Source organism: Dokdonella immobilis (genome assembly GCF_900115085.1).
Classification (GTDB): domain Bacteria; phylum Pseudomonadota; class Gammaproteobacteria; order Xanthomonadales; family Rhodanobacteraceae; genus Dokdonella; species Dokdonella immobilis.
The window spans coordinates 20,584-33,050 of the sequence record NZ_FOVF01000029.1; the positions used below are offsets into that span (position 1 = coordinate 20,584).

Annotated in this window: 11 protein-coding genes; 5 read left to right on the forward strand and 6 right to left on the reverse strand. The window is 62.1% G+C overall.

The window, feature by feature from the left end:
* Positions 1 to 54: 54 nt before the first annotated feature.
* The 6 genes from BM125_RS21010 to BM125_RS15950 form a co-directional block, all read right to left on the reverse strand.
* Complete coding sequence (locus BM125_RS21010) at positions 55 to 528, reverse strand: hypothetical protein (protein WP_175498137.1); 474 nt, start codon at positions 526 to 528, stop codon at positions 55 to 57.
* Entirely contained in the window at positions 525 to 695 is a 171-nt protein-coding gene (locus BM125_RS21015; RefSeq protein ID WP_175498138.1) for an Nmad2 family putative nucleotide modification protein, read from the reverse strand. Before BM125_RS21015 ends, BM125_RS21010 begins: the two co-directional genes overlap by 4 nt.
* 2 nt (positions 696 to 697) lie before the next feature.
* Positions 698 to 1,408, reverse strand: coding sequence for an Nmad3 family putative nucleotide modification protein (locus tag BM125_RS15935; protein WP_139225069.1), 711 nt, complete (start codon positions 1,406 to 1,408; stop codon positions 698 to 700).
* Positions 1,405 to 2,745 (reverse strand): restriction endonuclease subunit S, encoded by a 1,341-nt coding sequence (locus tag BM125_RS15940; protein WP_092409783.1) that lies wholly within the window; start codon positions 2,743 to 2,745, stop codon positions 1,405 to 1,407. Before BM125_RS15940 ends, BM125_RS15935 begins: the two co-directional genes overlap by 4 nt.
* A gap of 108 nt (positions 2,746 to 2,853) precedes the next feature.
* Complete coding sequence (locus tag BM125_RS15945; RefSeq protein ID WP_092409785.1) at positions 2,854 to 4,563, reverse strand: type I restriction-modification system subunit M; 1,710 nt, start codon at positions 4,561 to 4,563, stop codon at positions 2,854 to 2,856.
* Positions 4,564 to 4,723: 160 nt separating this feature from the next.
* The gene (locus tag BM125_RS15950) at positions 4,724 to 5,731 is read right to left on the reverse strand and encodes a restriction endonuclease (RefSeq protein ID WP_245778952.1); all 1,008 of its coding nucleotides are present in this window, start codon (positions 5,729 to 5,731) and stop codon (positions 4,724 to 4,726) included.
* Between the two features lie 188 nt (positions 5,732 to 5,919).
* Here BM125_RS15950 and BM125_RS15955 point away from each other — a divergent pair, with 188 nt between their 5' ends.
* The 5 genes from BM125_RS15955 (at position 5,920) to BM125_RS15975 (ending at position 11,800) form a co-directional block, all read left to right on the forward strand.
* On the forward strand, positions 5,920 to 7,908 hold the full coding sequence (locus BM125_RS15955; RefSeq protein ID WP_092409789.1) for a PcfJ domain-containing protein: 1,989 nt from the start codon (positions 5,920 to 5,922) through the stop codon (positions 7,906 to 7,908).
* 379 nt (positions 7,909 to 8,287) lie between these two features.
* Positions 8,288 to 8,710, forward strand: coding sequence for a type II toxin-antitoxin system RelE/ParE family toxin (locus BM125_RS15960; protein ID WP_245778953.1), 423 nt, complete (start codon positions 8,288 to 8,290; stop codon positions 8,708 to 8,710).
* 16 nt (positions 8,711 to 8,726) lie between these two features.
* Positions 8,727 to 9,011 (forward strand): HigA family addiction module antitoxin, encoded by a 285-nt coding sequence (locus BM125_RS15965; RefSeq protein ID WP_092409793.1) that lies wholly within the window; start codon positions 8,727 to 8,729, stop codon positions 9,009 to 9,011.
* 227 nt (positions 9,012 to 9,238) lie between these two features.
* Positions 9,239 to 10,234, forward strand: a complete 996-nt coding sequence (gene ylqF / locus BM125_RS15970; protein WP_092409795.1) for a ribosome biogenesis GTPase YlqF — start codon at positions 9,239 to 9,241, stop codon at positions 10,232 to 10,234.
* A 648-nt stretch (positions 10,235 to 10,882) separates the two neighbouring features.
* Entirely contained in the window at positions 10,883 to 11,800 is a 918-nt protein-coding gene (locus tag BM125_RS15975; protein ID WP_092409797.1) for a 2-hydroxyacid dehydrogenase, read from the forward strand.
* Positions 11,801 to 12,467: the final 667 nt, after the last annotated feature.

Below are 12,467 nucleotides of genomic sequence, written 5' to 3' on the forward strand. Positions count from 1 at the left end.
TCAACGATTAGCCACACATTGGATCTTCACTGCGGAAAAGCAAACCCAATAGATTCAATACGTTCCCCTCGATACCGGGCTTCGCTTCGGCCGCTGGGGCCCGCATGTTCCGCACTGACTACTGTCGTCCCGGCTCCATTCCGGGACCACGGAAGAGAACGTAAACGCCCAGTCAATCAGGTCGCGAAGTTCCTGCTCCAAGGCGAGACCGTGGTTGACACGATGGCCTCGCCCCAGCGAAGCAACCCGCCTCGCCACACGCGGGAACAATCGCTTGTACTTATCTGTCCCCATGCTGCCGAAATAGCGGAAATCGGTGGACAACAGCGTATTGGCACGCCGATAGGCCGGAGGCGCGCTCAGATCATGAACCAGGTCACCGGGATGATTGTGAAATCGGGCATCTTTACGCAAGTCGTATCGGCCACCACGCCACGCGTAAATGCAATCCCCACGGTTCCGAAACTCCGGATCTCTGAAGTATCCTCCGTCAGTGGTTTTTCCGGTGACGCGCGCGACATAGATCAAATGATTGTCTGAAGCCAGCGCGTTGGCCGCACGCCGATCAACACATCACCCTCAATGGCAACACTGCGAATTCTCGGCTTGCAGATGCACAATGAAAGCAGCTCGTCCTCGACACACGGCGCACCACCGTCATCGTTCGTGAGCTTGTAGACGTAGATGCGCGACATCACTAGTTGTTGCGTTGAACCAGATCGACATTCCGGGAAAGGAACCACTTGTAGAATCGCCCGGCATCATGAAAGGAAGGCGGGCGCGCGCTGCGCTGCAGGTAGCCATCTCGAACGCTCAAGCCACCCCAGGCCTCCTGCAAGTCGGGCCAGACCCGGTAAGCACGATCGCGATAGTCGCCGATCGGAATGCAGCGCTGAAGTCGACCGGAAACCCCTTGTCTTGCACGTACGATGATGTCACTTGCATCGGCCGATGGAACCCGCCGTGTGTGCGCATTTTCATGCCATCGGTTCGAAGGCACATCAGCGCCGTCTATGATCCCATCGACAACCAGCAATCCAATCAAGGCATACACCAAGCCATTCGGTCTTCTTGTATCCCGCAGACCGGAATAGAAAGCGATCAGATCGCCTGACTTCAATGTCTCGCGGATCTGTTTTCCCTTTTGGCCCTGGTCGCCATAGCTCAGGTGCGCGAAATCGGGATCCAGATGCATCTGTCTATCCACGAGATGCGCAGGCAATCGGGCTCCAAAAGCATCCAGCTTTTCGCGCAGACCCGCATACGGCGTGTTCAATCCATCGCGAAAGTCTCCCGACTCGGGAATCGACACGTAGACAAACTCGCTGCTGAGCGAATCGACCGGGCCATTCCAATGGCCACCACCTTCACTCTGATCGGCACCCACACGCACTAGGAGCCCATTCATCTTGCGATCTCACGCTCGGCAGATTTGACTCTCAATTCCCCGCTCAGCAGCTTTGGCAGCAGCGTGTTGCGCAGGGTGGCGAGGGTGCGGGATTGCTCCTTGTTTTCTTCTACTTGGATATGTGCCGCTTCTGCAAGCGCCGTGAATTTCTTAACCAGTTCGACGGGCGGGACAACGAGCAGGGGCATTTCGAGGGCATCCTTCGGAAGCATATTTATCGTGGTGCCATTCGAGAAACCACTTATCCAGTAGTGCCAGCGCCGGTTGTTAAATAGTTCGACAAGGTAGTGTGGGCTGAACGGCGAGTTGGGCTTGTGGCGGACTCGGTAGATGTGATGACTGAATAGTCCCTTCGGGCCATAGCATCGTGGAACGATAGCAGCATGACCGATCAGCAAATGGTCGAAACCTTGCTCGGTGTTCGTCACGATCATGTCGCCCGAATCAAGTAGGTGCTTCTCGCGATATTCGCCTGCGTAGTACTTCAGTCCTTCATGCTTGTAGCCACCACCCTCGTAGATCGAGTTGAGGTTATGCATCGGCAGGCCAGCTCTGTCATCACGCAAGCCTTCGCCTTTGTAGCTCAGACCACGGTCAGCGGCGATGTGTGTGTCAAAACGATCGACCTTCCAGCCTGTAGGTACATGGCCAATCGGCGAATCTTGGAAGGAGTCGGGGAAGAGGGCGGCGGTGGCGGAGTCGAGGCCGGGAGGGGAGCGGCCGTCGAGTTTGGCGCGGACGGGTTCGAAATCCACGAACCAGCTCTGGAACAGAGCGCGCGCCGTCGTCTCAAGCGTCGCGTTCATCCGCCGGTTCAACTCGATCTTGTCTTCGATGCGTTCGAGCACTTCCACGATGCTTTTTCGAGTGCACGAAAAACTGGGCACAGGGTAGTCGAGGAAGTCATCGCGGCTCAGGGCGACAACTGCGCTCCCCATTGCTCGGCCGTCGCAATAGGCGCGGTATTGAGGAGTGCGAAGCAACCAGTAAAGGTAACTGGATGCCTTTGCTCTCTCGGCGCTCCGAAACTCTAACTTCACGGTGTCTTGCGTGAGGCGGCCAGAGGGCACTGAAGCCGGCACGCGAGCAACCGACCCAATCATTTTGCCATCTTTTGTAGCGCCTTTGAGCGACACAAACAGGTCGCCCGGAGTGAGCATCAACTTCGGAGGGCAATCGCCGCCGTATGTTTTATAGTCGCCCTCACGGAACCCCCCGCCGGGATAAATCGAACCTAGTCCAAGCAACGCTGGGCCAGGCTTACCAACGAGGATTCCCTTGTATGTGGTGCCTCGAATAAGCGTCACGTAGTCCCTGACGGTTTGTTCACCCGCCATAACCCAGCCCCCCCAGGTTTGCTTTCATGGCCTCCTCCAGATTCGCGGACTCGGCGAACCCGCCTTCGCTGAGGCTTCGGCGGACAGGCTGGGCTGTGGTCTTTACGCTCATTCGTAGCCGAGTCCTTTCAAATTGGCGCGAATGGCAGCTTCCAGTTTGGCCGACTCCGCAAACTGACCATGCAGTTCGGCGACGAGGCGCGGCATCTTCTCCTCGAAGGGCTCGCCGTCGTCTTCGGCTTCCTCGGCGCCGACGTAACGGCCGGGGGTGAGGACGCGGCCGTGGGCGGCGATTTCGGTGGCGGTGGCGGATTTGCAGAAGCCGGGAATGTCGTTGTAGGTCGAAGAATCAGGAGCGCCCTCATCCGCCTTCGGCACCTTCTCCCGCTTTGCGGAAGAAGGAACGGCGGTGTCCCCACGGTCGCTCTCGGCCGTCCTGGCCTTTGCGACACTCGGGCTTCCTGCCCTTCGCCAGGCGTGATAGGTGGATGCGATCTTGTCGAGGTCGGCGTCGGTGAGTTCGCGGTGGACGCGGTCGATGAGGGTGCCGAGTTTGCGGGCGTCGATGAAGAGGGTTTGCTTGCGGCGATCGCGGAAACCGCGTTTGGCGTCGGCGTTCTTGTTCTTGGCGAGGAACCAGAGGCAGACCGGAATCTGGGTGCTGTAGAAGAGCTGGCCCGGTAGCGCGACCATGCAGTCGACGAGATCGGCTTCGACGATGGCCTTGCGGATGTCGCCTTCGCCGGACTGGTTGGAGGACATGCTGCCATTCGCCAGGACGAAGCCGGCCATGCCATCCGGCGCCAGATGATGGATGAAGTGCTGCACCCAGGCGAAGTTGGCATTGCCCTTCGGCGGAACGCCGAATTGCCAGCGCACGTCGTCATCCTTGCGGAACCAATCGGAGTCGTTGAAAGGCGGATTGGCGAGGACGTAGTCGGCGCGCAGGTCAGGATGCTGGACATTGCGGAAGGTATCGGCGTGCTCCTTGCCGATGTCGGCTTCGATGCCTCGGATGGCGAGGTTCATGATCGCGAGGCGGCGCGTGGTGGCATTGCTCTCCTGGCCGTAGATGGAAATGTCGCCGAGCTTGCCGCCGTGCGATTCGACGAACTTCTCCGACTGCACGAACATGCCACCGGAGCCGCAGGCGGGGTCGTAGATGCGCCCCTTGTAGGGCGCGAGCATCTCGACAAGGCAGCGCACGACGCAGGACGGCGTATAGAACTGGCCACCGTTCTTGCCCTCGGCACTGGCGAAGCGGGTGAGGAAATACTCGTAGACGCGGCCGAGCAGGTCGACCGAACGGTGGGATTTCTCGCCCTCGCTGGCGGCGGTGAGGCTGATGGTGGCGATGAGGTCGATCAGTTCGCCCAGGCGATGCTTGTCGAGGCCGGGGCGGGCGTAATCCTTGGGCAGGACGCCCTTGAGGCGCGGGTTGTCACGCTCGATGGCGACCATGGCGTCGTCCACGGTCTTCCCAATGGATGGCTGCTTGGCGTTGGCCTGGAGATGCGCCCAGCGGGCGTCGGCCGGCACCCAGAACACGTTCTCGGCCTTGTATTCGTCAGGGTCTTCGGGATTTGCGCCCTCGTAGTCACCGTCCCCGGCCAGGAGTTTGGCCCGGTGTTCCTCGAACGTATCAGAGATGTACTTGAGGAAAATCAGACCGAGTACGACATGCTTGTACTCCGCCGCATCCATGTTGTTGCGAAGCTTGTCGGCGGCCAGCCAGAGCTTGGCCTCGAAACCGAGGTTGGCACTGGATGATTTGGCATCCTTCTTCCGGGTAGCCCCTGTTTTTCCTGCGCGCGCCATTGCTTCCTCTTTCCATACAAACGAAGCGGCAAAGTACGGCGAATGCCGAGTTGCCGCAAGGCGCTCGACTTGCTTCTGGCGTACGGGCCAAGCAACCGAGTCGGACTTGGCCAGTGCTACCCCTCAATCCAAGTGCAGCGCCGATGCTTGCCGACGGGATTTAGGCAGGCCAGTAAAGCCGCTTGAGCGGCACCAGCCGTCGAGTTTCACTGTCGACTGTCTCGTAGTAGTCCACGAGCGCCCGGACGATGTCGTCGAGCTCCCATAAGGTCACCGGAATACTGGCGCGATCGGCCTCGTAGCGCGCGTCCTTGCTGAATCCGCCGGTGCTCACGTAGAGCCCGCGGTCGTCCTTGTGGCGACCGCCGAGGAAGCTGCGCACTTCCTTGCTGCCCATCGAGCCGCTGCGGTGTTTGACCTCGACAACAATGCGAGGATTCTCGAACCCGAGTCCGTCGGGCGAAGCGACGATATCCGCTCCGCGATCGGGCCCTTGCTTCGCGACGCGTGTCTTGTACCCCATCGCCCGAAGGATTCCCGCAACCAACTCCTGCATTTCGTCCCAATCGAGCTGGCTGATCTTGTCCTTGATGAACTCGACGGCCTTGGCCTCCAGACTCTGCAGGAGATCGTCTGTCTCTTCGCTCGATTCCTCGTCGGTCGCTGGAATGTTCGAGGCGTTATGTGCGCCAGGCCCGGACTTGCCGGTCGCAACGCGAAAAATCTCCGCTGCAGCGGCCGGCGGCACCTGAAAGAACGTCATCGTCGAACCGAGCGAATTCTTGGTGCTGACACTGAGATCGTCGCGGTCAATCTCGTGGTCCCAGCGCGTAGCTCTCAACAAGCTCATTCCGGGCAAAGAAGGGTTTTGCTCGACGGTGAGGTCACCTTCGATTGTCCCGACCAGATACCGTCGGGCAGAAGGATTGTAGGTGATGACCTTATCGCCCTTCTCGACCTTGTTGATATAGCGCCAAACTTGCGATGCGCCTGCGAGGATTGAGCCGGGCTTCAGGTCTGGACGCCTCGCAGCGAATACTTCCGCCAGCTTATCTTTCGAAACACCCGGCTTGGCGACATGAGCCAGCTCAATCCATCCCAGCGCGACGACCCTCTGGTCGCGAAATTCCTCATATAGCCGGCCACTGTCTCCGCGAACCATCCACATATGAGCCATAGCAATCCATTCCACTTTCCAGTGCTGTCGATAGTAACTAACGTGATGCTCTGATGGGGGATAGTCCGAAAGTTCTCCCTTCCGGGAACTGGATCGAGACACTTGGCCAAAAGCCAGATCGCAAGGCGTGAGACAAACCTGGCGCATACCCTAACGCTCGTTCCCGTCATGAGCACGCCATGGCTCTCCTTGCTGCGACTACCGTAGGATCCGCCCAAATCGGCTGCGCGTCGCTTTTTGACGCCGTACCTCGAGATCACCGGCCCGGCAGGCCAGATATTGCGCCCTCCTTCCAACTCACCCACCCCACCCTCCCCGAACCGGACCCCGAGCAGGCCAGTCTCTTCTCGCCAGCCGGTGTACCGGTGCGGGATTGGCTCGAGTCGGAAGCCGTGCGGGACCGAGTTGGGGTCTTGCTGGCCGCGGCGCATGTGCCGGGAAGTCACCTTCGCGCCTATGCGGACTATCTCTGCGATGGGACCTTGGTCGATCCAGGGCTGGTGGTCTGGCTTGGGGCGCCGGGGCGGTTGCTGCGTTGGGAGGGCCTGGTGGAGGGGTTCGATGCCGATGGGGATGGCTTGCAGGCGGCGTGGAATCGGGCGATGGCGTTGCTGAGCTATGCGCGTGAGGTCCGGCAGTGGCCGCGGGCGGCGATGCTGGCGCTGAAGCGGCAGCGGCCGGTCGGGCGGGCATTCGACATAGCGATGTTTCCGCCGTTGCCGGATCGGCTCGGCGAGTTCCGCCACGCCTTGCTCGCGCTCGCTTTGCGCACGCGCGCCCTGCTCTATTCGGAGTTCGCGAGCCCGACCCGGGTGTCGCGCGGCGAGGGCTGGTGCGTGGTCGATGTGCTCGGGGCGTTCGGCGTGCACTTTGATTATCAGCGACGCTTCATCAGCGTTTCGGTGCGGTCCGCCAACAGCTTCGGATTTCCGCGCTATGCACAGGTCGACCTGCTCGAACCCTTGCGCACGGAGGACTGGTGTCGCGCGTTCGCCAACCGGCTGCGCCAGGATTTGCGCACGGCCCTGGGTTGGGCCTGGCCGCATGCGGACATCGAGGCGCCGGCCTTCGCCTGGCTGACTTCGGTGGTGCAGACGATCGCCGCGCGCTCACGCCTGCTCGAGCGCGTGCGCCGCCGCATATCCGACGCGTATCCCTACAATCGCCAGGTGGTACGCGACCTGCGCGAGGCCACGATCGACCTGCGCCGTGGCCGCGGCCTGCTGGGCGGCGACTACATGTGGGCCTGGCGGCATGCCGAGATCCTGCGTCAGCGCGTCGGCGAGGCGCCGAGGCTCGCGCCGCTTTGGGGCTTGGCCGTGCGCCTGAAACTGATCGGCGTACGTGATGATTTCCATGCGCTGCGGCGTCTGCTCACCGAGCGCGGCGTGACGACGGCCGGCTGGAAGTTGCTGTGCCGCTGGTCGCGCGCCCTGTTTCGCCCGCTTGATCGGCCGAACGCGAGCCTGCAGGTGGCCTGGGACGACCTGATCGCCCATGTGCGACTGTTGCAGCGGGCGCAGGCGGTGGTGCCGATGCCCTACTGCATCGTGCGCGCATTGTTTGCGCGCCATTGGTACACCGACGAGCTCGACGTCGGCGGATTGCCGCTGGGCCTCGTGCGCGGGGCGATCGAGCAGGTCCGCGGCCCGCTGCCGCTGGGCGCGCTCGATGCCTTCATCGACCACGAATTGACGCCCGTGCTCGGCTGGATCGCGCGGGCCAGGCCGGTGTTCGACCGCAACCAGCAGCGCGCGCCGTGGCGCTGGTTCCATGCGCGCTGCATCGAATGGACCGAGAGAGAGCGCCAGCGCCGCCAAATGATCGACTGGACGCACGGCATCAATGGACTGCGCTGGCGCCGCTTCGATGTGGTGCCGCTGCGCGACAGCGCCATGCTGTGGCAGGAAGGCGAAGCCATGCGCACTTGCCTGAGCACGTATGCAGACGATTGCCGGGGACGGCTGTACATCATCTACTCGGTGCGTGCCGGCGGGCGGCCGCGCCCGGTGGCGCATATCGGCTTGCATCTTGGCGAGGACGGCACGGGGCGGCTCGACCAGGTGCGCGGGTTTGCGAATTCGGCGGTGGAGCCGGCCCTGGTGGAGTTTGCGAAGGGCTTGGCGCGGATGGGGCATTTTGGCGAAGGATTGGAGGCGGGTGAATGATGCGCCGGGGTTTGTAGGCGTCCGATTTCGGGCGAGATTTTCGCCGTTGCGACGGGATGCTCGCCCCTTAAGGAGGGTCTGATCAAGTAGCAAAGTCGTCATGGCGTTCAGAAGGTTTTCCACATGTGCCGCGTGGCGAAGTGAAGGCTGGTTGCCTTGACGAGGCGCGCGGTGCATGTGGGGAGCCTTCTGGACGCCACCTTTTCATCATCCAATCAATGCGTTAGGCGACGCCTGCCTGCGCGCATATCTTTGTTGCGTCGACTTGAAAGACGGCCAGTCTGTCTGCGTCGACGCGTCGCGATCTGCACACAGGCAGGCGTCGTGACGACTTTGCTACTTGATCAGATCCTCCTTAACGGGCCTCCGTTAGCGTGCTGTGCGCCTCACCCTGCATGAACCAAATGCGGATCTGATTGACTATGGACACCGTCAGCAGACCGTTGTCGGGCGGGCGCGCGAAAGACAGAGCGGTCAAGACATCGGATTTGTGCCGTGTGCCGCTACACGCTACACTGTTGTCATGATCGTCAGCTTCCGGCACAAGGGCCTTGAGATTCTGTATCGAACGGGCTCCGCTCGTGGTGTACAGGCTGCACATGCCAGCAAGCTGAACCGCATTCTTGCCGCGCTGGATGCCGCAGCAACAGCGACGGAATTGAACCAGCCTGGCTACAAGCTGCACCCGCTGAAGGGAGGCCTGAGGGGCCACTGGTCAGTTTGGGTCAGTGGCAATTGGCGTGTCACGTTTCGGTTTGTCGGTGCGGACGTGGAGCTGGTCGACTATCAGCACTATCATTGAGAACGAGGTCAACATCATGATGAAGAATCATCCGCACCCCGGCGAGCTGCTTCGCGAAGACGTGCTGCTGCCGCTCGGGATCGAAGTGACCGATGCCGCAGAGCGACTCGGCATGTCCCGCACCACATTGTCGCGCGTGATCAATGGCAGGGCTGGGATAAGTCCGGATCTTGCAATCAGGCTGGAACGTGCTGGTGCAAGTACCGCACGGTTCTGGATGACCTTGCAGAGCAACTACGAGTTGTCGCAGGCGGCGCAACGGAAGCAGCCGAAGATTCGGCGCTTGCAGGATGCGGCTTGAGATTGGCCGCCTAGGGAGAGCATCGCTCCTGAAGGGGGTTCCTAAGTGGGAAGCGGGGTTCGGGGAGCGCAAACAGTCCGTTCGTTCCAACCGTGGTGGCGTGACGCAAGCCTGATGGCCTCGGAGAATGCCGGGGCGATTCAGTCGCGGTCGTCCCCATGTCGGACGGGAGCGCGTTCATTCCCGGTCAGGCCGCTTTACTATGCGCCGCTTCAAGGACTCACGAGATGACGATTCACTGGTACCCGGGGCATATGCACAAGGCCCGGAAGGACATGATCGCGCTGCTGCCGCAGGTCGATCTGCTGATCGAGATCCTCGATGCGCGGATTCCGTGGTCGAGCGAGAATCCGGCGATCGCCGGGCTGCGCGGGGACAAGCCTTGCATCAAGGTGTTGAGCAAGTCCGATCTGGCCGACCCCGAGGTGACGGCGCTGTGGCAGGCGCGGTTCGAGCAGCAGCGCAACGTCAGGACGTTTCCGACCCGCAGCGATCAGCCCGCCGGCATCAAGGCGCTGGTGGGGCTGTGCCGGGCGATGCTTCCGGAGCGCGACGCGAGCCGCAATGCGATCCATGCCATGGTCGTCGGCATTCCGAATGTCGGCAAATCGACCCTGATCAACATTCTGGCCGGGCGCACGATTGCGAAAACCGGCAACGAACCGGCCGTGACCAAGTCGCAGCAACGGATCGACCTGGGCAGCGGGATCATCCTGTTCGATACGCCGGGGATCTTATGGCCGAAGGTCGAGAATCCGGCCAGCAGCTACCGGCTGGCCGTGACCGGGGCGATCCGGGATACGGCGATGGAGTATGACGATGTCGGCCATTTCGCGGCCGAGTTTCTGCTGCGCCACTATCCGGGCTTGCTCGTGGAGCGCTTCAAGCTCGATGCCGTGCCGGGCGATGAGGAGGCGTTCCTGCAGGCCGCCGCGCTCAAGCGGGGTGCGGTGAGTTCCGGCGGCAGGTTCAACCGGCACAAGATCAGCGAGCTGCTGGTCAAGGAGTTTCGCAGCGGCAAGCTGGGCCGGATCAGCCTCGAAACGCCGACGATGATCGACCAGGAACAGGCCGCGATGGATCAGGCGGCGGCGGAGAAGGCCGCCGGGAAGGCGGAGCGCAAGCAGCGTTTCAAGGAAGGTTCCGGCAGCCTGGACAAGAAGGAACGCAAGGAGGTGCGGGTGGAGAGGCGCGAGGCCGGAAAACCAAAAGCGAAGCGGTGACGCGGGGATGGTGATCGAAGCCCAAGGTACGTTTCGGCGTTCTTTGTAGGAAGAGCCTTCAGGCTCGATGCTCTTTCGCAGCGTGACGGGAAGCATCGCGGCTGAAGCCGCTTCCTACAACAGAGCCGAAGCGCGAGGCCGCATCGAAGTCCGCGCCGCCCATTCGGCGCTCTCTGTAGGAAGAGCCTTCAGGCTCGATGCCCTTTCGCAACGTGACCGAAAGCATCGCGGCTGAAGCCGCTTCCAACAACGGACCCGGGAACGATGATCGAAGCCCGCGCCGCCCATTCGGCGCTCTCTGTAGAGCCTTCAGGCTCGATGCCCTTTCGCAACGTGACGGAAAGCATCGCGGCTGAAGCAACAACGAAGCGGTGACGCGGGAACGATGATCGAAGCCCGCGCCGCCCATTCGGCGCTCTCTGTAGAGCCTTCAGGCTCGATGCCCTTTCGCAACGTGACGGAAAACATCGCGGCTGAAGCCGCTCCTACAAAGAGCCTTCAGGCTCGATGCCCTTTCGCAGCGTGACGGAAAGCATCGCGGCTGAAGCCGCTCCTACGACGGCACAAGACGGAAAACATCGTGGCTGAAGCCGCCTCCTACAATGGCTGTGGAGAGTTCCGTACACTCGTCGCTTTGCAGGTGCCGCCATGGACGTATTGATCTGTACCGCAAAGGAACAGGGTGCGTGGCGCGATGCGCTGGCGGCCTGCCTGCCCGAGGCGCGCGTCCATGCCGGCCTCGATGCGCCGCCTTGCGACTACGCGGTGGTCTGGAAACCGCCGGCGGCCCTGTTCGCCGCGCAACCGCGCTTGAAGGCACTGTTCTCGCTCGGCGCCGGTGTCGACGGCCTGCTGGCGATGCCTTCGCTGCCGCGCGATGTGCCGCTGGTACGCATGGAGGATGTCGGCATGGCGGCGCAGATGATCGAGTACGCGCTGTACGTGGTGCTGCGCCGGTTCCGGCGCTTTGCGGAATACGCGGCAGCCCAGGCGGAGGGACGCTGGGCGCCGCGAAGCTACCGCGATCGGCATGACTTTCCGATCGGCGTGCTCGGGCTCGGCGTACTCGGCGGTGCCGTGGCCCGGGCGCTGGCCGATTTCGGATTCGCGGTGTCAGGCTGGAGCCGCACGGTCAAAACGATCGATGGCGTGCAGTGCGAGCATGGTTCGCTCGGGCTCGATGCGGTGTTGGGCAGCAGCGAGTTGTTGCTGGTGTTTCTGCCGTTGACCGGCGATACCGAGGGGCTGCTCGACCGGGAGCGTCTGGCGAAGCTCCCGGAAGGTGCGGCACTCGCCAACCTATCGCGCGGCGAACTGATCGACGACGAGGCGCTGCTCGACGCACTCGATTCAGGATGGATTTCGGAAGCCTATCTCGATGTATTCGCGCGCGAACCGCTGCCGGCCGACCATCGTTACTGGATGCATCCCCGCGTGCGCATGACGCCGCACGTGGCGGCATTGACCCCTCACGACGTGGCCTGCGAGCAGGTGGCGGAGAAGATCCGCAAGCTGGAGGCAGGCGAACCAGTCAGCGGCGTTGTCGACCGCGTGCGCGGGTATTGATCGAGCTGAAAAGCGCCACCCTCATCCCCCTCCGGGACCTTCTCCCGCCGGCGGGAGAAGGAAAAAGAAGGGGCAAAAGCCCACCCTCATCCCCCTCCGGGACCTTCTCCCGCCGGCGGGAGAAGGAAAAAGAAGGGGCAGGAGCCCACACTCATCCCCTTGATTCGCCCCGTCCCTGGGGCTCTCCCTGCGGGCCGGCATTCGCCGTTCGCGCCCGATCCGGTCGGGCGCAGTCGGGCACCTGAACTGGCACCATCCCTGGCGCTCGCCCTCGCCGGCATCTGCGCTGCGCAAAACGGCTGTCCTGCCGCGTTGGATTCCCGCCGACGGGAGAAAGAACAGCAAGGGCCCATCACCCCGTTCGTCCTGAGCGTAGCGCAGCGAAGTCGAAGGACAGGTTCGCAGGATCCTCAATCCACCGGCCCGACAATTGTTCGGGACAGAGGCCTCTCCCGCCGGTGGGAGAAGGACAGCAAAGGCCTGCGGGCGGAATGCGCTGCGAGCCACGGAGCGGCGTCGTGATGAAAGGCTCGAAGGCCGAGGCGTATTGATTCGCTATCGGGGCCGAACAGATTCCTGTCAGTCCTGCGGACAGGGCATGCAATTTTCCGGCGGCTGATGCGACATCCGAGGCGGTTCATCGTCGGAGAGGCCTTCACTCCCGATG

Bases quoted from the DNA above. Each gene is read 5' to 3' on its own strand.
- BM125_RS21015 (WP_175498138.1), bottom strand. From the start codon at position 695: ATGTCGCGCATCTACGTCTACAAGCTCACGAACGATGACGGTGGTGCG.
- BM125_RS15935 (WP_139225069.1), bottom strand. From the start codon at position 1,408: ATGAATGGGCTCCTAGTGCGTGTGGGTGCCGATCAGAGTGAAGGTGGT.
- BM125_RS15940 (WP_092409783.1), bottom strand. From the start codon at position 2,745: ATGGCGGGTGAACAAACCGTCAGGGACTACGTGACGCTTATTCGAGGC.
- BM125_RS15945 (WP_092409785.1), bottom strand. From the start codon at position 4,563: ATGGCGCGCGCAGGAAAAACAGGGGCTACCCGGAAGAAGGATGCCAAA.
- BM125_RS15950 (WP_245778952.1), bottom strand. From the start codon at position 5,731: ATGTGGATGGTTCGCGGAGACAGTGGCCGGCTATATGAGGAATTTCGC.
- BM125_RS15955 (WP_092409789.1), top strand. From the start codon at position 5,920: ATGGCTCTCCTTGCTGCGACTACCGTAGGATCCGCCCAAATCGGCTGC.
- BM125_RS15965 (WP_092409793.1), top strand. From the start codon at position 8,727: ATGATGAAGAATCATCCGCACCCCGGCGAGCTGCTTCGCGAAGACGTG.
- ylqF (WP_092409795.1), top strand. From the start codon at position 9,239: ATGACGATTCACTGGTACCCGGGGCATATGCACAAGGCCCGGAAGGAC.
- BM125_RS15975 (WP_092409797.1), top strand. From the start codon at position 10,883: ATGGACGTATTGATCTGTACCGCAAAGGAACAGGGTGCGTGGCGCGAT.